Raw genomic sequence first — 19,403 nt, forward strand, 5'->3', positions numbered from 1 at the left:
CTGAGCCGTGGATGATGGGGGTGGCGTCGCCAGGGAAATCGTATTTGTCGAGCAACTCGCGAACTTCCATCTCAACGAGTTCGAGCAGTTCAGCGTCGTCGACCATGTCGCATTTGTTCAAAAACACGATGATGTAAGGCACGCCCACTTGGCGGGCCAACAAAATGTGTTCGCGGGTTTGGGGCATGGGGCCGTCAGCGGCCGAGCACACCAAAATCGCGCCGTCCATCTGAGCCGCACCCGTGATCATGTTCTTCACATAGTCAGCGTGTCCGGGGCAGTCCACGTGGGCGTAGTGGCGGTTGGCCGTCTCGTATTCCACGTGAGCTGTGTTGATCGTGATGCCGCGCGCCTTCTCTTCAGGTGCTGCGTCAATTTGGTCGTAGGCCTTGGCCTCACCACCAAACTTTGCCGACAAAATCGTCGTGATCGCCGCCGTCAGCGTCGTCTTGCCATGGTCAACGTGGCCAATCGTGCCCACGTTCACGTGCGGTTTGGTCCGCTCAAACTTGCCTTTTGCCATTTTCAAATCTCCAAAGAACAGTGCCCGTGTACAGGTTTAATGTCTGCACGATGCTGCTGGTTCGCCCCGCACGGGTGACAGGGCGGCGCAACGTCGCAGACAGGCTGAAACTTCAGTTCAAACAGGCCTTACTTCGAGCGGGCCGACACAATGGCTTCTGCCACGTTGCGGGGTGCTTCGGAATAGTGCTTGAACTCCATGGTGTAGGTGGCTCGCCCTTGCGACATCGAGCGCAGGGTGGTTGAGTAACCGAACATTTCGGACAAGGGGACCTCGGCCTTGATGGCTTTGCCACCACCGACCATGTCTTCCATGCCCTGCACCATCCCGCGGCGTGAGGACAAATCGCCCATCACGTTACCGGCATAGTCTTCTGGGGTTTCGACTTCCACGGCCATCATCGGCTCGAGAATGACGGGGCTGGCTTTTCTGCAACCCTCTTTGAAGCCAAAGATGGCGGCCATTTTGAAAGCCTGCTCGGAAGAGTCCACATCGTGGTAAGAGCCGAAATGCAAGGTGACTTTCACGTCAACCACGGGATAACCGGCCAACACACCGGTGGTCAGGGCTTCAATGACGCCCTTTTCCACCGCAGGGATGTACTCGCGGGGCACCACGCCGCCCTTGATGGCGTCGACGAACTCAAAACCTTTTCCGGCCTCGTTGGGTTCGATTTTGAACACCACGTGACCGTACTGGCCTTTACCGCCCGACTGGCGCACGAACTTGCCTTCGCTGTCTTCAACGGTTTTGCGAATGGTCTCGCGATAAGCCACTTGGGGCTTGCCGACGTTGGCCTCCACGCCAAACTCGCGCTTCATGCGGTCGACGATAATCTCGAGGTGCAACTCGCCCATACCGGCGATGATGGTCTGGCCGGATTCTTCGTCGGTTTTGACCCGGAAAGAAGGATCTTCTGCCGCCAAACGCTGCAAGGCGATGCCCATTTTTTCTTGGTCGGCTTTGGTTTTGGGTTCCACGGCCTGCGCAATCACGGGCTCAGGGAATACCATGCGCTCGAGCATGATGATGTTGTCGGGGTCGCACAGGGTTTCGCCGGTGGTGACATCTTTCAAGCCCACGCAAGCAGCGATGTCGCCCGCGCAAATTTCATCGACCTCTTCACGGTTGTTGGCGTGCATTTGCACGATACGGCCGATGCGCTCTTTCTTGCCCTTGATCGGGTTGTACACCGTGTCGCCCTTTTTCAAGACGCCGGAGTACACGCGCACAAAGGTGAGTTGACCCACAAAGGGGTCGGTCATCAGCTTGAATGCCAATGAGGAGAATTTTTCTTTGTCGTCGGCATTGCGATGAACTTCTTTTTCGTCATCGTCGGTGCCGCCCACGGGCGGAATATCGATGGGCGAAGGCATCAATTCGATGACCGCGTCCAACATGCGTTGCACGCCTTTGTTCTTGAAGGCGGTGCCGCACAACATGGGCTGAATTTCACTGGCGATGGTGCGGGTGCGCAAACCAAACGTGATTTCCTCTTCGGTCAAATCACCTTCTTCCAGGTATTTGTTCATCAACTCTTCAGAAGCTTCTGCAGCTGCCTCGACCATGGTCTCGCGCCACTTTTTGGACTCCGCCACCAACTCGGCAGGGATTTCCTCGAAGTTGAACTTCATGCCTTGTGAAGCCTCGTCCCAAATGATGGCTTTCATCTTGCGCAGATCGACCACGCCGCGGAAGTTTTCTTCAGCGCCAATGGGGATGACGATGGGCACGGGATTGGCTTTCAAGCGCAACTTCATTTGGTCGTAGACCTTGAAGAAGTTGGCGCCCGTGCGGTCCATTTTGTTGACAAAGGCCAAACGCGGCACTTTGTATTTGTTGGCCTGGCGCCAAACGGTTTCAGACTGGGGTTGTACGCCACCGACCGCGCAATACACCATGCATGCGCCATCGAGCACGCGCATGGAGCGCTCGACTTCAATGGTGAAGTCCACGTGGCCAGGGGTGTCAATGATGTTGATGCGGTGCTCGGGGAAAGACATGTCCATGCCTTTCCAAAAACACGTGGTCGCTGCCGAGGTGATGGTGATGCCGCGCTCTTGCTCTTGCTCCATCCAGTCCATGGTGGCCGCGCCATCGTGCACTTCACCGATTTTGTGGTTCACACCGGTGTAAAACAAAATGCGCTCAGTGGTGGTGGTTTTGCCTGCATCAATGTGGGCAGAAATACCAATGTTTCTGTAGCGCTCGATAGGAGTCTTGCGTGCCATGGTCAACCTCTTGGGGAATCAATTCAACATAAAAAATCGCCACGCCAGGTGGGGTAGCGAGCAGGTCTCAGTCTAGAGAGGCAGTGCGTAAAAACCGTGACATCACGCGCACGCCGCCAAAACACACGAGACCCGCTGTGCGAGTGCTCTTAGAAGCGGAAGTGTGAGAACGCCTTGTTGGCTTCGGCCATGCGGTGAACTTCATCGCGCTTTTTCATCGCGCCGCCACGGCCTTCTGAGGCCTCAATCAGCTCGTTGGCCAAGCGCAGCGCCATGGATTTTTCGCCGCGCTTGCGAGCGGCTTCTTTCAGCCAGCGCATGGACAAAGCCAAGCGACGCACGGGGCGAACCTCCACAGGCACTTGGTAATTGGCACCACCCACGCGGCGAGATTTGACTTCCACCATGGGCTTGACATTGTTGATGGCCAAGCTGAAGAGTTCGATCGGGTCTTTGCCAGACTTGGTTTCCATTTGCTGCAATGCGCCGTAAATGATGCGCTCAGCGATGGCTTTTTTGCCGCCCTCCATGATCACGTTCATGAATTTGGACAACTCGACATTGCCGTACTTGGGATCGGGCAGGATTTCACGTTTAGGGACTTCGCGACGACGTGGCATGTTTCTTCCTTATTGCTTCAGTTGATCACTTTTCAGCGATCGCGAAAGGCGATATCACCCTTCACTTACTCGACCCACACAGAACATCTGCGCTTCGGGTCACTTCGCTCACAGCATCTGCCTGACGCCATGAGCACCTTGAGCCTGTCAGGGCCGGTTCGCGCCCATCACCGATCCGAAGATCAGGTTTTCTTGGGCCGCTTGGCACCATATTTGGAGCGCGACTGCTTGCGGTCTTTCACACCTTGCAAATCGAGCGAACCGCGCACGATGTGGTAGCGCACGCCGGGCAAGTCTTTGACACGACCACCACGCACCAGCACCACTGAGTGCTCTTGCAGGTTGTGGCCTTCGCCGCCGATGTAGGAAATCACCTCAAAGCCGTTCGTCAAACGAACCTTGGCCACTTTGCGCAGCGCAGAGTTGGGCTTCTTGGGTGTGGTGGTGTAGACGCGCGTGCAAACACCGCGCCGTTGGGGCGAGTTTTGCATGGCCGGGCTCTTGGATTTCGATTTCTCGACTTCCCGTCCGTGGCGCACGAGTTGATTAATGGTTGGCATGGAAAACGTCCCTCAACGCTTGAAACACAAAAAGGGCCCTTCTCTATGAAAGACCCGAAAAGCCCAAGACTATAGCATTGTTGCGGTCGAATGACAAACCCGCCTTGAGTGCCCGCCCGATAGTCTGGCCGCCATCAATCGGCGTGGGGCTTGCCTTTGGCGTTGCAAAACCGCCACGCCCACAAATGTTTGCATGTACTCACTACTTGACCCATAGCCGTATGGCGTCCCACGCACGCCCCAAAACCCCCGATTGCTCGACACCACCCAAAGCAACCAACGGAATTTCAGCAAACACCTTTTGGTCCAGCAAAACCTGCAACTGGCCAATTGACTGGCCTCGCGCAATGGGTGCCACCAAGGGGTCGGGGCGCGCTACTTGGGTGGTCATGCGCGCCACCTGTCCCGCAGGCAGGGCCACCACAATGGGGCGATTCGAGCCCAACTTGACGTTGGCTTCACGGCCCTTCCAGACCGGAGGGGTGATCACGGCCTGCCCGGCATCAAACAGCCGCACTGCCTCAAAAGCGGTGTAGCCCCAGTTGAGCAATTTTTGCGACTCGGCAGCACGCGCGTTTTCGCTGGACGCGCCCAGCACAATCGACAGCAAGCGCCTGGGCCCAACTTGGGGCAATGTTCTTTGGGCGGTGGCCACCAAGCAGTAACCCGCCGCTTCTGTGTGACCCGTTTTCAAACCATCCACCGATGGGTCGCGAAACAGCAGCAAGTTGCGGTTGTTTTCATTCGCCGCCGGGGTGCCCGGGTAGCGGTATTTTTTGAGCGCGTAATAACCCATGTACTGGGGGAAGTCGACCATCAAGCGACCTGCCAACAACGCCAAGTCGTTGGCGGTGGTGGTGTGGCCGGGTTCGGTCAAGCCCTCTGGGTTTTTAAATGCCGAGTCCTTCATGCCCAAGGCCTTGGCTTGCTCGTTCATCAGCGTGACAAAACGCTCGACGCTGCCCGCCACCCCTTCGGCCAATGCCACCGTGGCGTCGTTGCCTGATTGCACGATCATGCCGCGCAGCAAGTCTTCCACGGGCACATTCATCTTGGGGTCGATGAACATGCGAGAACCAGGCATTTTCCAAGCCCGCGTGCTGACCGGGAAGGTTTGCTCGAGGCTGATTTTTTTGCTCTTGAGGGCGTCAAACACCAGATAGGCACTCATCAGCTTGGTCAGCGATGCCGGCTCCAGCGGTTGATCGGCCCCTTTGGCCACCAGCACTTGGTTGGCTGTCAGGTCCACCAACAAATAAGCGCGAGCGGCCACCTCGGGTGGTTCAGGGGCCTGTGCCCAGGCCATGCCCGTCAGGCACAAAAAACAAGCTGCCAACCATGCAGTCAATGTGTCGCGCATCTTCATCCTCAAGAAACGGGGGCTGCCACGGCAGCCTCCAAAGCCATGGCTTGCACATGTCGGTGCACCCAACGGCGCAGTTGCGGCAATTGGCCATGGAAAAAATGCCCGCCCGCCGGCACCACGGTGACCGGCAGATTTTGCGGCTTGGCCCAGTCCAACACGCTTTGCAAGGGCACCGTGTCATCGTCCAAACCATGCAAAACCAACAGGCGCGGCGCCCAATCGGGGGGTATATCGGCCACTGCAAAACGCGAAGCTGCTGTACCGACAAACACCAAACTGCGCACCTCACGCTGCCCATGCAAGCGGTTCAGCGCTTGGCTGACCACAAAAGAGCCAAACGAAAACCCGGCCAAGGCCAAATCACCTTGCGGCGCGGCTTGGGCGATGAGGCTGAGCAAATCTTCGCACTCTCCCAGGCCGGCGTCGTGCACGCCTTCGCTGGCACCCACGCCACGAAAATTAAAACGAAACACCGTCCACCCCGCTTGCACATGGGCTCGCGCCAAGGTTTGCACCACTTTGTTGTCCATGGTGCCGCCAAACAAGGGGTGGGGGTGGGCGACAAAAGCACAGCCCAAGGGCGATCCCATCGGGTCGTCACGCAACACCTCCATGCGACCCGCCTGGCCCTGAAAGCTCAGGCGCTGGGTTTGCTGGTTCATGGCGCGTCAGCGGCCCACGTTCGGGGGCAACACCAAGCGCTCGACCACGCGCCCGTCTTGCAAATGGCTGGTGACGATTTCATCGATGTCTGCCATGTCAACAAAGGTGTACCAAACGGCTTCTGGGTAGACCACCGCCACCGGCCCACCAGCACACCGGTCCAGGCATCCCGCTTTGTTGACCCGCACGCCGCCAGGGCCGTTGAGTTGGGCTTGCTTCACTTTGGCTTTGCAGTGGTCAAAGGCTTGCTGGGCAGGGTGGTCAGCACAACTCGCATCCCCATTGCTACGCTGGTTGGTGCAAAAGAAAATGTGGCGCTGGTAATAAGAGTTAGCTTGTGTCATGGCTTGATTTTAGGTGCGGTACCTTCCACGCCCTCACCGATCCGCGCCAAACACGCTTTGAAACTTGTGCTGAAAGGGCATGCGCAACAACAAAACCAGCGCCCACAACCACACGGCATAAGGCCACACCCAGCCCAGCCATTGGGCCAAGCCATTGAAACGGATGAAGCGGCCCTGCTCCCACTGCTGCTGGTTGAGCGTGACGTAGGTGCTCTCAGGCACTTGGTTGATAACCGACAGGTACACCATGAGGCCCAGCAACAACAGGCCCGCATGTGCCCAGCGGGGCAACGGTGCCAACAACACAGCCGCCAGCACACCAGCCAACAAAGCCCAGGCCTGGCCCGCATCCAACCACACCCAAGCGTGACCCGGTCCGTAGGTCAACACCGCAGACAAAGCACTCACACCCACGCCCACAGACAGCGCCAGCACAGCAAACACGACCCGTTGCCCCAAGCCGCGGATGACCGCAAAGCCCGTCAAGCAAGGCAAGGCAAGCCCCATCAGCACCAGAAAAAAGGATATCTCGTCGCTCAGCGCTGCAGTGGGTGGGTGTTGAAAAGCCAACCATGTGCCCAAGGGGCTCGCTTGTAACCATTGCGCCACTTCAGCCCGCAAGTTAGACCCCACTTGACCCAGACCCAAACAAATGGGTGCAGGAAACAACAAGGCCGACGGCCACAGCACCAGCAAGGCCATGCCGCCGGCAGCATCCTCGGTGAACCAGCGCTCACGAAACCGGCTCCAACGGTCAATCGCACCCAACCGCTCCAAGCCATTGGCCAGCAAAGCGCCGAGCAAGCCGCCCAAGGTGTTGAGACCAAAATCCGCCACCGATGGCACCCGCACAGGCAAATAACTTTGCAGGCCCTCCATCAGCAAGGACACCAAGGCCGCACCGCCACTGGCCAGCCACCAGGCCTGGCGGCGCAGGCCCATACGGGTGGCGCTGAGCGCAGCCAAAAATCCCAAGGGCCCATAACCCAGCACATTGGCCCAGACATCGAATGCGCCCCAATACTGCGGCCACGGCGCGGTCAAAAAACTCCAAGTGCTCAAGCCCTGATCGCGCCAAGGTCCAAACGGGTACAAGCTGGCATAAGCCACCAAAGCCAAATAGGCCCACGTCAAAGGCCAAGCCACGGTGTTGCGACGCCGCCTCAACAAGCCACACCCCAGGCGGCTTGTTGAAGCTTGCCCTCACCCGCCAAGTGCTTTGCTAAAAGCTTGATGCGCTGGGAGGGCATTGGCAACTCAAAAAGGCTTGACCACCACCAACACCACCGCCACCACCAACAACAGCACCGGAAGTTCATTGAACCAGCGGTACCAAACATGGCCGTGGCTTGAGGAGCCCTCGCGCAACCAGCGCAATTGGCGCGCACATTGGTGGTGGTAAGCCAACACCAAAGCAACCACGGTCAATTTGGCATGCATCCAAACCGCCCCTTGGCCAATCCCATAACCCCACCACAGCCACAAGCCCAAGGCCACGGCGGGCACCATCAAAATGGTGGTGAAACGCAACAGCTTGCTTGCCATCAACAACAGGCGCTCACGCTCGGCGTGGGAGTCGGCGGGCACCATGGCCAGGTTCACAAAGATGCGGGGCAAGTAAAACAAGCCCGCAAACCAACTGGCCACGAAAACAATGTGAAAAGATTTGATCCACAGCATGCGTTCCAGTGTAGTGGGTGCCACGGCACAAACTCCATTCAAAACCATTTTGCTGATGCGCCAAAAAAAAGCCCGACCTAGCGGTCGGGCTGCAAAGCCATTTGAAACAAACGGCTCCCGCTCAGGGAGGTGAAGCGGGGAACGGCAAGCCGTTCGCTATTGAATTTATCAGATTACTGTCAAATTTAATGTTTGACGAAGCGGTTTATAAATTACAAAGTACTCAAACCTCTGGTTTTCCCGAATCACCCTGCGGGGCCCACGCGACAGACAGGGTGCAGGTCATCAGGCACAATTTTCCGCATGAACCTCCACACCTCTTTTCCCCAAACCCGCCTGCGCCGCCTGCGCCGCGATGACTTCACCCGCCGCTTGGTGCGCGAAAACCATGTCACGGTCGACGACCTGATCTACCCGGTGTTTGTCCTGGATGGGGCCAACAAGCGCGAAGCCGTGGCCTCCATGCCCGGCGTGGAACGCCTCAGCCTCGACCTGTTGTTGCCCGTGGCCGAAGAATGCGTGAAGCTGGGCATCCCCGTGATGGCCTTGTTCCCGGTCATCGACCCCAGTTTGAAAACGCCCGACGGCATGGAAGCCACCAACCGCAAAGGCTTGGTGCCGCGTGTGGTGCAGGCGCTGAAAAAAGAATTTCCCGACTTGGGCGTGATGACCGACGTGGCACTCGACCCCTTCACCAGCCACGGCCAAGACGGCTGGCTGGACGAGACCGGCTACATCTTGAACGATGAAACGGTGAAAGTATTGGTGCAACAAGCGCTCACCCAAGCCGAGGCCGGCGTGGACATCGTGGCGCCCAGCGACATGATGGACGGGCGCATCGCTGCCATCCGTGAGGCCTTGGAAGCACATGGCCACATCCACACCCGCATCATGGCCTACAGCGCCAAGTACGCCAGCGCGTTTTATGGGCCGTTTCGCGACGCGGTGGGCTCGGCAGGCAACTTAGGCAAGAGCAACAAAAAGGTCTACCAAATGGACGCGAGCAACAGCGATGAAGCCCTGCGCGAAGTCGCCATGGACATCGCCGAAGGCGCGGACATGGTGATGGTCAAACCCGGTATGCCTTACTTGGACATCGTGCGCCGCGTCAAAGACGAGTTTCACCTGCCCACCTTTGCCTACCAAGTTTCGGGCGAATACGCCATGCTCAAAGCCGCCGCGCAAAACGGCTGGCTCGACCACGACGCAGTGATGATGGAGAGCCTATTGGCCTTCAAGCGCGCCGGTGCCGATGGTGTGCTGACCTATTTCGCCATCGACGCCGCACGCTTGATCAAGGGGCAGTGAGCTCCCTGGCGGGCCTCACTCAGCCCACGTGGGCGGCGAAAAACGCCAAAGCCCGCGCACGGGCCTGATCGGCTGCAGCGGCGTCGAACGATGCGCGGTGGTTGCAGTTGAAGCCGTGATCGGCGTCGTACACATGCACCTCCACTTGGGGATGGGCCTGGCGAAACGCCTCCACCGTGTCCAAAGGAATCCAATGGTCTTTGGCGCCGAAGTGCGCTTGCACAGGGCAATGCGGTTGACGAGCGATTTCAGCCGCCGTCGTCACGCCGCCGCCATAGTAGGGCGCAGCCGCAGCCACACCCTTGACCAAACAGGCAGCGCGCCAAGTCAGCAAGCCGCCCCAGCAATAACCCACCACACCCACCTTGCCGCCGCTCACGCTGGCTGCATGGTCCACAGCGGCTTGGATGTCGGCAATCACGCCTGGAGCGGGCAAGGCCTCGATGGCGGTTTTCAACGCAAAGCCGGCGCTCATGTCCTCGGGCTTGTAGCCCAGGTTCACGCCGCGCTGCTGGCGGTCAAAGGTGGCTGGCGCCACCGCCACATACCCGGCTTGGGCGTAGCCATCGGCCACCTCTTGGATGTGGGCGTTGACGCCAAAAATTTCTTGCAATACCACCACAGCCCCTTTGGCTTTGCCGGCAGGCTGGGCCACATAAGCCGCAAAAGTGTGGCCGTCAGCGGCTTTGAGTTCAATCATGTTTCCCATTTTCATCTCCTGTCAAAAAAACATTGCGCATCATAGGCACAGCTTGCGCCCAAACCAGGGGGTCAACCCTGGGCCAAGCGGCGCTCCAAAAACCCGAGGCGATCTTGGCCCCAAAAAATTTCGCCATCCACCACATAACTGGGGGCGCCAAAAACCCCGGCATCAATCGCCTGCTGGGTGTAGGCCTCATAGGCCACTTGCGCGCTTTGGCTGAACGCCTGCTCCAAACGGGCCGCGGGCAAACCTTGTTCACTGAGCAATGCCGCCAACACCTGGCTGTCGGCAATGTTGCGCTCTTGCGCCCACACGGCAGACAGCACAGCACCAGTGATCTTCATGGCGGCCGCATCGCCATCGTGCTGGCGCACCGCCACGATCAAGCGCGCCGCATCGTCCCCTGCGACTGGGAAATACTTGGGCTTGATGTGCAGGGGTTGCTTCAAAAATTCGCTAAACCGCTGCAACTCCACCAAACGGTATGCCTGCCGCTGGGGTGCCCGCGCGCCCAAGGGCAAACCACCCGAAATGGGAAACACCTTGCCGCCCAAATCCACTGGCAACACATTCACCTGGGCTTTGAACTGTGCGACCAAGTCGGTCAAGCGGGCATGGCCCAAATACGTCCAAGGGCTTTGCGGGGCAAAGTAGTAATCAATTGTCAAAGGCATGCTGTTCTCCACTTGTGTTATGTTTTTGGTCATGAGCTGGGCGGGCCCTCGCCAGGCCAAGGTCCCGTTTGTACCCCCAGCGCACATTTCTTGCAGGAGACACCCTTTGAAACCCGTTGTACTGGTCACCGGTGGCAGCCGCGGCATCGGTGCGGCCACGGCTGTGCTGGCCGCCCAGCAAGGCTGGGCCGTGGCTGTCAATTACACCCAAGACGCTGCTGCGGCCCAAGCCGTGGTGGCGCGCATCCAAGCCACTGGCGGACAGGCCATGGCGGTGCAAGCCGATGTGGGCGATGAGGCCCAGGTGATGGCCATGTTTGCGCATATCGATCAAGCCCTGCCCGCATGGGGCGCGTGCTGGGCGGGCTTGGTCAACTCGGCGGGGGTGGTCGACCAAGCCCAACGGGTCGAGGCCATGAGCGTGCAGCGGCTTGAGCGCATGATGCGCATCAATGTGATCGGCTCCATGGTCTGCGCCCGCGAGGCCATTCGGCGCATGTCCACCCAACACGGCGGGCCAGGCGGGTCCATCGTCAACCTCAGCAGCGTGGCAGCCCGACTGGGCGGGGCTGGCCAGTATGTGGACTATGCCGCCAGCAAAGGGGCGATTGAAAGCTTCACCGTGGGCTTGGCTCGCGAGCTGGCCGCCGACGGCATCCGCGTGAATGCGGTGCGACCAGGCATCATCGACACCGACATCCACGCCAGCGGCGGCCAACCAGACCGCGCCCACTTGCTGGCCCCCCAAATCCCCATGCAACGGCCTGGCACCGCCGAAGAAGTGGCCCAGGCCATCCTCTGGTTGCTGAGCGAAAAATCCAGTTACTCCACTGGTGGCATCATCGAAGCCGCCGGCGGGCGCTGAGCGCCCCCTTTCAACCCACGCAACACACAGGAACACCATGAGCACCATCACCCATCACATCCACGGCAAGGCTGACGCGGGCCAAGGCCAGCGGCGCCAAGCCGTGACCAACCCAGCCACCGGCACGGTCAGCGCAGAAGTGGTTTTGGGGTCGGCCGCCGATGTCAACCAAGCCGTGGCCGCCGCCCAAGCGGCTTTTCCGGCCTGGTCCGATTTGCCCCCGCTGCGCCGCTCCCGCGTGATGTTCAAGTTTTTAGAACTGGTCAACCAACACCGCGACGCCCTGGCCCACGCCATCACTGCCGAACACGGCAAGGTGTTCACCGACGCCCAAGGCGAGGTCACCCGCGGCATTGAAATTGTGGAATTTGCTTGCGGCATCCCCCAGCTTTTGAAAGGCGACTACACCGAGCAAGTCTCTACCGGCATCGACAACTGGACCCTGCGCCAGCCCCTCGGTGTGGTGGCCGGCATCACGCCGTTCAACTTTCCCGTGATGGTGCCCATGTGGATGTTCCCGGTGGCCATTGCGGCGGGCAACACCTTTGTATTGAAACCAAGCCCCATCGACCCCACGCCGGCGCTGATGATGGCCGATTTGCTGAAACTTGCCGGGTTGCCCGATGGCGTGTTCAACGTGGTGCAAGGCGACAAAGAAGCGGTGGATGCGCTGTTGGTGCACCCCGATGTCAAGGCGGTGAGCTTTGTCGGCTCGACACCGATCGCCAACTACATTTACGAGACCGGCGCCCACCATGGCAAGCGGGTGCAGGCTTTGGGCGGCGCGAAAAACCACATGGTGGTCATGCCCGACGCCGACCTGGACCAAGTGGTCGACGCCCTGATTGGCAGCGCCTACGGATCGGCCGGTGAGCGCTGCATGGCCATTTCCGTGGCGGTGTTGGTCGGCGATGTGGGCGAGCGCATCATGCCCAAACTGATCGAGCGCACCCAAACACTGAAGGTGCTCAACGGCGAAAACCTCGCCGCCGAGATGGGCCCCATCGTCACCCAAGCTGCGCACGACCGCATCACCGGTTACATCGCGCAAGGCGAAAAAGAGGGTGCCAAGTTGCTGGTGGATGGACGCGGATTCAACGGCGCCCAAGCCGGTGCCGGTTGCGACAATGGTTTTTGGATGGGCGGCACGCTGTTTGACCACGTGACCACCGAGATGAAGATTTACAAAGAAGAAATTTTCGGCCCCGTGCTGGCCTGTGTGCGCGTGCCCGACTTTGCCACTGCGGTAAAGATCATCAACGACCACGAGTTTGGCAATGGTGTGTCGTGCTTTACCCGCGACGGCAATGTGGCGCGTGAATTCAGCCGGCGTATTCAGGTCGGCATGGTGGGCATCAACGTGCCCATCCCTGTCCCCATGGCGTGGCACGGTTTTGGCGGTTGGAAGCGCAGCCTGTTTGGCGATATGCACGCCTATGGCGAAGAAGGCGTGCGCTTCTACACCAAGCAAAAGTCCATCATGCAGCGCTGGCCCGAGAGCATTGGCAAAGGCGCTGAGTTTGTGATGCCGACCTCGAAATAATCCGCCTGCTCCACCACCGCACACAACGCCAATCACCCGCATGAACGACTCCACTTTTGATTACATCATCGTGGGTGCTGGCACGGCTGGTTGCCTGCTGGCCAACCGCTTGAGTGCCAACGCCAGCAAGCGGGTGTTGTTGATCGAAGCGGGGCGCAAAGACGATTACCACTGGGTGCACATCCCTGTGGGCTATTTGTATTGCATTGGCAACCCGCGCACCGATTGGCTCTACCACACCGAACCTGCCGCTGGCCTGAACGGGCGCAGCCTGCGCTACCCGCGTGGCAAGGTGTTGGGTGGGTGCTCGAGCATCAACGGCATGATTTACATGCGCGGCCAATCGCGCGACTACGACCACTGGGCCGAAGTGACGGGCGACCCCCGTTGGCGCTGGGACAGCAGCCTGCCCTACTTCAAATTGCACGAAGACCATTACCTGGGTGCCAACGCCTTGCACGGCGCCAAGGGCCACAAAAGTGATGTCCTCACCCAAGGCCAAAGCGTTTACCACCAGACCCTGAGACACCACAACGCCGGTGGCGAATGGCGCATCGAAAAACAGCGTTTGCGCTGGGACGTTCTCGATGCCTTTGCCCAAGCTGCAGTGCAATCGGGCATCCCCGCTACCGACGACTTCAACCGAGGCTCGAACGAAGGCGTGGGTTACTTCGAGGTGAACCAAAAAAGCGGTTGGCGCTGGAACACCGCCAAAGCGTTTTTGCGCCCGACCTGCTATGGGCGCCCGAATTTCGAAATGTGGACATCGGCACAGGTGTCCAAGTTGCTCATGGAAACCTTGCCCAATGGCCAGCAGCGTTGCACAGGCGTTGAGGTGTGGAACGGCCGTGAGATGGTGACGGCGCTGGCGACCCAATCGGTGGTGCTCACCGCTGGGGCGATTGGCTCGCCGCAACTTTTGCAACTCTCAGGCATTGGCCCAGGCGCTTTGCTGCAACAGCATGGCATCACCCCGAAAGTGGATTTGCCCGGCGTGGGCGCAAACCTGCAAGACCATTTGCAAATCCGCGCGGTGTTCAAAGTGAAGGGCGTGAAAACACTCAACACCTTGGCCAACAGCTGGTGGGGCAAGGCAGCGATTGGCTTGGAATACCTGTTCAAGCAAAGCGGCCCCATGAGCATGGCGCCTTCGCAACTCGGTGCTTTCACCCGCAGCGACCCGTCCCAGCCTTGGCCCAATGTCGAATACCACGTACAACCCTTAAGCCTGGACGCATTTGGCGAACCGCTGCACCCCTTCCCCGCCTTCACCGCCAGCGTGTGCAACCTGAACCCGACCAGCCGAGGCACGGTCAACATCCAAAGCGCCGACTTCAAACAAGCCCCGCTGATTGCCCCCAACTACCTGTCCACCGACGCCGACCGCCAAGTGGCTGCCGACTCGCTGCGCCTGACCCGACGCATCGCCGCACAACCCGCATTGGCCCCATACCAGCCCGAGGAATGGAAGCCCGGCACCCAGTTCCAAAGCGACGCGGACTTGGCACGTTTGGCGGGTGACATTGGCACCACCATCTTCCACCCCGTGGGCACAGCGCGCATGGGCCGCTTGGACGACCCACAGGCGGTGGTCGACCCCGAGTTGCGGGTGCGCGATGGGCGCGGCGGCCTGGTGCAGGGCCTGCGGGTGGTGGACGCGAGTGTGATGCCCACCATCACCAGTGGCAACACCAACAGCCCGGTGCTGATGCTGGCGGAAAAAGCCGCTGAATGGCTGGCTTTGGAAGCTGAAACTCAGGCGTAGCCGGGCTTTACCGGCGCGGGAAAGCACCTAGAAAAAAGGCCTCATTCAGGGCTTACATTGGCATCACTCGTTTGGGCGTTCACGCCCAGACCGAGGGTCCGAGGAGACACATCCCGAGAAACACCACCCAGGTGTTCGATACCCAAGCACCGCTGCGGCGGTGCTTTTTTTTGTGCCCAGACAGCAAGGACAATGTGCCCATGGATGTGTTGCTGGTTTCTGTGGCGGCGGCCTTGGCCGGTTTCATCGACGCGATTGTGGGCGGCGGTGGCCTGGTCTTGGTGCCGGCCTTGTTTGCCACTTACCCGCTGGCACACCCAGCCACCTTGTTGGGCAACAACAAAAGTGCATCGGTGTGGGGCACCTCTTGGTCCACCTGGCAATACAGCCGGCGCATCGATCTGCGTTGGTCGGCCGTGGTGCCGGGGGCCGGCGCGGCCTTGATCGGGGCCTGGCTGGGTGCGTGGTCGGTGACGGTCATTGACCCCACTTTTTTGCGCCGCGCCTTGCCCGTGGTGCTGCTCTTGGTGCTGATCTACACCTTGGCGCGCAAAGACATGGGTCGCGACCACGCCCCGCGCTGGGTGGGGCGAACCGAAGCCAGTGCCTTTGCCGTGCTGGGCGTGGTGCTCGGCTTTTATGATGGTTTTTTTGGCCCCGGCACCGGCAGTTTTTTGGTGTTTGCCCTGGTGCGGGTGTTGGGTTATGACTTTTTAAACGCATCGGCCCATGCCAAAGTGCTCAACACCGCCAGCAACTTGGCAGCTTTGCTGTTGTTTGCCCTCAAGGGTCATGTGTGGTGGCAAATTGCGTTTTATCTGGCCGTGGCCAATGTGATGGGCAGCTGGCTGGGTACGCGCTTGGCCTTGAAGCATGGCGCCGGTTTTGTGCGCTGGGTGTTTGTGTTGGTGGTCTCGGCCTTGATTGTCAAGACCGGCTGGGACGCATTTATTCGCTGACGCGCTGGGCCACGCGCACACCAGCGCTGGCCTCTGCGGTACTCGCTGATGGAGTCCGCGCCCCAGATGGCGATGAACGTTGCGCCAGAGCGGGGCTGGGTGCTGCCTTGGCATCGGTGGGCATCTCTTCTTTAGGGGCAACGGGACGCGGCGGCCAAGGCATGGTGGCCACCTCACGCGGTTTGCCCGTGGGCCGCGTCGCTTGCCCGCGCTGCACAGCCAAGATGTCCTCCTCAGCCGGGTACAGGCCTTGGATCACAAAGTCGAACAAACGTCGCGCTATCGGAGCGGCATTTTGCGCCCCAAAGCCCGCGTTTTCCACCACCATGGCCAAGACAATGCGTGGCTCTTCGGCTGGGGCATAGGCCATGAACAAGGCATGGTCGCGCAAGCGCTCATCAATGCGCGCGGCGTTGTATTTTTCGTTTTGCTTGACGGTGAAAACCTGGGCCGTGCCGGTTTTTCCGCCACTGGTGTAAGGGGCTCCCGCAAAACTCGAAGCCGATGTGCCCTCGATGTTCACACCCACCAAGGTCTTGCGAATGAAGTCTAGGTTTTCAGCCGTCAAGGCCAATTGGCCAATCGGCTCTTTGGCCACTGGGGTTGCGCTTTTGGTCTCCACATCCATCACTTCGCGCACCAGGTGGGGCTTCATTTTCAAGCCATTGTTGACCAAGGTGGCGGTGGCATGTGCGAGTTGCAGCATGGTGAAGCTGTTGTAGCCCTGGCCAATGCCCAAGGAAATGGTTTCGCCCGAATACCAGCGCTGCTGCTCAGGCTTGCGGTAGGTGGTGCGCTTCCATTCAGTGGAGGGCAAGATGCCTCGCGACTCGCCCAAAATGTCAATGCCGGTGAGTTGGCCAAAACCGAAGGGCTTCATTTGATCGTGGATCAAATCCACGCCCATGTCGCGGGCCAACAAGTAGTAATAGGTGTCACACGACTGCACCACCGATTTATACATGTCCACCATGCCGTGGCCACCCTCTTTGTCGTCGCGAAAACGGTGGTTGCCAAACTGGAAAAACCCGGGGTCAGAAATTTGTTGCGCAGGGTTGCGCTTGCCCGTTTGCAAGGCCGCCAAGGCCATGAAGGGCTTGTAGGTGGAACCAGGTGGGTAGGTGCCGCGCAAAGCCCGGTTGAGCAAAGGCTTGTCCAAGGACTCGTTGAGCGCTTGCCAGTTTTCAACGTCAATGCCCTCGACAAACAAATTGGGGTCAAAGGTGGGTTTGCTGACAAAGGCCAACACCTCGCCGGTTCTGGGGTCGATGGCCACCAAGGCGCCGCGGCGATTGCCATACAGGTCTTCCACCAACTTTTGCAGCTTGATGTCGATGGCCAACATCACCGTGTCGCCGGGTTTGGCTGGGATACTGCTCAAGCGCCGCACGGCTCGCCCGCGGGCCGAGGTCTCCATCTCGTGCACGCCGGTGATGCCGTGCAGTTCGCGCTCGTAGCTTTGCTCCACGCCCAGCTTGCCAATGTAGTCGGTACCCCGGTAGTTGGCGGCGTCATCTGAGTCTTCGATCTTGGCTTTTTCGCTGGTATTGATGCGCCCGATATAGCCAATCACATGGCTGGCCAGTTCGCCGTAGGGGTAGTTGCGGAACAAACGGGCCTGGATTTCAACCCCTGCAAAGCGGTAGCGCTGCGCGGCAAAGCGCGCCACCTCTTCGTCGGTGAGGCGGGTGCGAATGGGCACCGAATCAAAACTTTTCGACTCATCAATCAGCTTTTTAAAGCGGCGCCTGTCGCGGCCTTGGATCTCCACCACCGTGGCCAATTGATCAATCAGGGCGTCCAGGGGCTGCGTCACTTTGGAGGGCGTGATCTCCAAGGTATAAGCCGAGTAATTGGTGGCCAACACAATGCCGTTGCGGTCCATGATCACGCCCCGGTTGGGCACGATGGGGACAATGGCGGTGCGGTTGCCTTCGGCTTGATCGTTCAAATCCTCGTAGCGATAGATTTGCAAATAGGCCAAGCGAAACGCCAGCAAGGAAAAAGCCACCACCACCGCCACCGATGCCACCAAGATGCGGTAGCGAAAACGGCGCAATTCGACTTCGACGTTGCGAAGAATGCTCATAGCGGTCGGTTTTCGTCGGGGTCAGGCGCACGCCGTTGGGGGGCCAGCAAAAACACCGACACCAGCGGCCAAGCCAAGGCTTCCAACACCGGGGCCAACAGGATCCACCAGCCAGGAAACAAGCTGCCCGAGAGCATGCGCACCGATAGCTCCAACACATGGGCGAGCACAAACAAAGGCAACACCTGCAAGGACTGCGAGGGCTCTTTGAACCACAGCAACCGGCGATGGATCAGCACCGCACAGTAACCCAGCACGGTGTACGACAAAGCATGCTGGCCCAGCAACGACGAATGCTGCACATCGTTGAAGATGCCAAAGAAAAATGCCACCCCGATGCCCACCCGTTGCGGTTGATGAACGCACCAAAAAACCAGCACAACGGCCAAAAAGTCGGGCGTCCAAGCCGCATTGCCCACCAGCAGCATGTTGAGCACCATGTTGAGCAACTGGGCAGACAGCAAGCTCAAATAAATAAACCATGGGTTGGCTGGCAGCAACAATTGCTGACCGCGCGGCATGATCATCGCGGCCCTCCTTTGATGGGCAAGGTGCTTGGCCGCTCGTAAGGCGGTCTCGCCGGCACTTGTTTGCCCAAGGGTTCAAGCACCATCACATGGCGCGCGCCCTGCACACGCCCTTGCGGCTGGCACAAGATACGCGCAAACACCGACTCCGCACGCCGCTCCACCTTGACCACCACCGCCACTGGCACACCCGGGGGATAAATGGCATCGACCCCACTGGTGGTGAGCAAGTCACCCACCTCAATGTCGGCATTGGCCGCCATGTAGCGCAACTCCAGCAATGGCGCGCCACCGGCCTCGCCATAAGCCACACCCCGCGCGCCGGTCCGTGCATTGAGCACCGGGATGGACTGCTCGCGGTCAATGACCAAGGTAACCTCGCTGACCAAGGGCATGACACGCGTCACCTGCCCCAATACCCCGGCGTCATCCATCACGGGCGAGCTGGGCTGAACCCCTTGCAAAGCGCCTTTGTCGATCACCACTTTGCGGGTGAAGGGGTCGGCCGAGTCATACAAGACCTCGGCGGCCAAGGTGCTGGAGGTCAGGCGTTCGCGCAACTCAAGCAAGCGGCGCAGTTGCAGGTTCTCCAGCGCCAGTTGCTCCACCTGGCCAGACCGCAATGCCTGCTGCTGTAGCTTGAGCGTCATGGCTTGCACCTGGGCTTGGGCATCATCGCGCCCTTCAAAAAACCGGCCAGCGACATCGAACAACCATTGCGGCCGCATCGACAACCACTCCATGGGGTACAGCATCAAAGAGATGGTGGCCCGCAAAGGCTGGGTCACCCCATAGCGGACATCGGCCACCATCAACACCACAGACAAGATGGAAAACACCACCAACTTGGACAAAGAAGACATCCCATGCTTGAAAAAAGCCGGGGGTTTTCGGTCAATGGTGCCCAGTGGCATAGGGGTTCAATGGTTCAAAGCTGGACAAAGAAAAGGGCCCAACGCCGTGGGCCCATGGGGTCACCCTGG

General features: G+C 59.4%; 19 protein-coding genes. 5 read left to right on the forward strand and 14 right to left on the reverse strand.

Features of this window, described 5'->3' with window-relative positions; genetic code table 11:
- The 9 genes from AC8GFZ_RS13040 to AC8GFZ_RS13080 form a co-directional block, all read right to left on the reverse strand.
- Positions 1 to 523 (reverse strand): GTP-binding protein (locus AC8GFZ_RS13040; protein ID WP_506645339.1); only part of this gene is annotated, 523 nt, incomplete at its 3' end.
- A gap of 128 nt (positions 524 to 651) precedes the next feature.
- Positions 652 to 2,754, reverse strand: coding sequence for an elongation factor G (gene fusA, locus AC8GFZ_RS13045; RefSeq protein ID WP_506645340.1), 2,103 nt, complete (start codon positions 2,752 to 2,754; stop codon positions 652 to 654).
- Between the two features lie 149 nt (positions 2,755 to 2,903).
- Positions 2,904 to 3,374 (reverse strand): 30S ribosomal protein S7, encoded by a 471-nt coding sequence (gene rpsG / locus AC8GFZ_RS13050; RefSeq protein ID WP_506645341.1) that lies wholly within the window; start codon positions 3,372 to 3,374, stop codon positions 2,904 to 2,906.
- 182 nt (positions 3,375 to 3,556) lie between these two features.
- Entirely contained in the window at positions 3,557 to 3,934 is a 378-nt protein-coding gene (gene rpsL / locus AC8GFZ_RS13055; RefSeq protein WP_506645342.1) for a 30S ribosomal protein S12, read from the reverse strand.
- 202 nt (positions 3,935 to 4,136) lie between these two features.
- Positions 4,137 to 5,240: a D-alanyl-D-alanine carboxypeptidase family protein gene (locus AC8GFZ_RS13060; RefSeq protein WP_506645521.1), complete on the reverse strand. Its 1,104-nt coding sequence runs from the start codon at positions 5,238 to 5,240 to the stop codon at positions 4,137 to 4,139.
- Positions 5,241 to 5,302: 62 nt separating this feature from the next.
- Positions 5,303 to 5,962 carry an alpha/beta hydrolase gene (locus AC8GFZ_RS13065; protein ID WP_506645343.1) on the reverse strand — a complete coding sequence of 220 codons (660 nt, stop codon included), beginning with the start codon at positions 5,960 to 5,962 and terminating at the stop codon, positions 5,303 to 5,305.
- A gap of 6 nt (positions 5,963 to 5,968) precedes the next feature.
- Positions 5,969 to 6,307, reverse strand: a complete 339-nt coding sequence (locus AC8GFZ_RS13070) for a (2Fe-2S) ferredoxin domain-containing protein (protein ID WP_506645344.1) — start codon at positions 6,305 to 6,307, stop codon at positions 5,969 to 5,971.
- A gap of 33 nt (positions 6,308 to 6,340) precedes the next feature.
- Complete coding sequence (locus AC8GFZ_RS13075) at positions 6,341 to 7,474, reverse strand: VanZ family protein (RefSeq protein ID WP_506645345.1); 1,134 nt, start codon at positions 7,472 to 7,474, stop codon at positions 6,341 to 6,343.
- Between the two features lie 90 nt (positions 7,475 to 7,564).
- Positions 7,565 to 7,987, reverse strand: a complete 423-nt coding sequence (locus tag AC8GFZ_RS13080; RefSeq protein WP_506645522.1) for a CopD family protein — start codon at positions 7,985 to 7,987, stop codon at positions 7,565 to 7,567.
- A 303-nt stretch (positions 7,988 to 8,290) separates the two neighbouring features.
- Between AC8GFZ_RS13080 and hemB the strand changes: the two genes are divergently transcribed.
- Positions 8,291 to 9,295 (forward strand): porphobilinogen synthase, encoded by a 1,005-nt coding sequence (hemB, locus tag AC8GFZ_RS13085; protein ID WP_506645346.1) that lies wholly within the window; start codon positions 8,291 to 8,293, stop codon positions 9,293 to 9,295.
- A 19-nt stretch (positions 9,296 to 9,314) separates the two neighbouring features.
- Here the strand turns inward: hemB and AC8GFZ_RS13090 are convergent, their stop codons facing one another.
- Positions 9,315 to 10,004 carry a dienelactone hydrolase family protein gene (locus tag AC8GFZ_RS13090; RefSeq protein WP_506645347.1) on the reverse strand — a complete coding sequence of 230 codons (690 nt, stop codon included), beginning with the start codon at positions 10,002 to 10,004 and terminating at the stop codon, positions 9,315 to 9,317.
- Positions 10,005 to 10,066: 62 nt separating this feature from the next.
- Positions 10,067 to 10,672, reverse strand: a complete 606-nt coding sequence (locus AC8GFZ_RS13095; protein WP_506645348.1) for a 2-hydroxychromene-2-carboxylate isomerase — start codon at positions 10,670 to 10,672, stop codon at positions 10,067 to 10,069.
- Positions 10,673 to 10,778: 106 nt separating this feature from the next.
- On the opposite strand from AC8GFZ_RS13095, the gene AC8GFZ_RS13100 reads away from it, so the two are divergent.
- From AC8GFZ_RS13100 to AC8GFZ_RS13115, 4 genes are all read left to right on the forward strand, one after another.
- Entirely contained in the window at positions 10,779 to 11,537 is a 759-nt protein-coding gene (locus tag AC8GFZ_RS13100; RefSeq protein WP_506645349.1) for an SDR family oxidoreductase, read from the forward strand.
- 37 nt (positions 11,538 to 11,574) lie between these two features.
- On the forward strand, positions 11,575 to 13,080 hold the full coding sequence (locus AC8GFZ_RS13105; protein ID WP_506645350.1) for a CoA-acylating methylmalonate-semialdehyde dehydrogenase: 1,506 nt from the start codon (positions 11,575 to 11,577) through the stop codon (positions 13,078 to 13,080).
- Positions 13,081 to 13,120: 40 nt separating this feature from the next.
- A complete protein-coding gene (locus AC8GFZ_RS13110) occupies positions 13,121 to 14,845 on the forward strand; it encodes a GMC family oxidoreductase (RefSeq protein WP_506645351.1) in 1,725 nt (574 codons plus the stop codon).
- 200 nt (positions 14,846 to 15,045) lie between these two features.
- Positions 15,046 to 15,804: a sulfite exporter TauE/SafE family protein gene (locus tag AC8GFZ_RS13115; RefSeq protein WP_506645352.1), complete on the forward strand. Its 759-nt coding sequence runs from the start codon at positions 15,046 to 15,048 to the stop codon at positions 15,802 to 15,804.
- Here AC8GFZ_RS13115 and mrdA read toward each other — a convergent pair.
- From mrdA to mreC, 3 genes are read right to left on the reverse strand one after another with little or no spacing between them, the layout of a single operon-like run.
- The gene (gene mrdA, locus AC8GFZ_RS13120; RefSeq protein ID WP_506645353.1) at positions 15,794 to 17,893 is read right to left on the reverse strand and encodes a penicillin-binding protein 2; all 2,100 of its coding nucleotides are present in this window, start codon (positions 17,891 to 17,893) and stop codon (positions 15,794 to 15,796) included. The two genes, AC8GFZ_RS13115 and mrdA, sit on opposite strands and share 11 nt — an antisense overlap.
- Complete coding sequence (gene mreD, locus AC8GFZ_RS13125) at positions 17,890 to 18,420, reverse strand: rod shape-determining protein MreD (protein WP_506645354.1); 531 nt, start codon at positions 18,418 to 18,420, stop codon at positions 17,890 to 17,892. Before mreD ends, mrdA begins: the two co-directional genes overlap by 4 nt.
- The gene (gene mreC, locus AC8GFZ_RS13130) at positions 18,417 to 19,334 is read right to left on the reverse strand and encodes a rod shape-determining protein MreC (protein WP_506645355.1); all 918 of its coding nucleotides are present in this window, start codon (positions 19,332 to 19,334) and stop codon (positions 18,417 to 18,419) included. The genes mreD and mreC overlap by 4 nt, the downstream gene beginning before the upstream one ends.
- Positions 19,335 to 19,403: the final 69 nt, after the last annotated feature.

The sequence above is a fragment of the Limnohabitans rimovensis (SeqCode) genome (assembly GCF_965234775.1).
In the GTDB taxonomy this organism is placed as follows: domain Bacteria; phylum Pseudomonadota; class Gammaproteobacteria; order Burkholderiales; family Burkholderiaceae_C; genus Limnohabitans; species Limnohabitans rimovensis.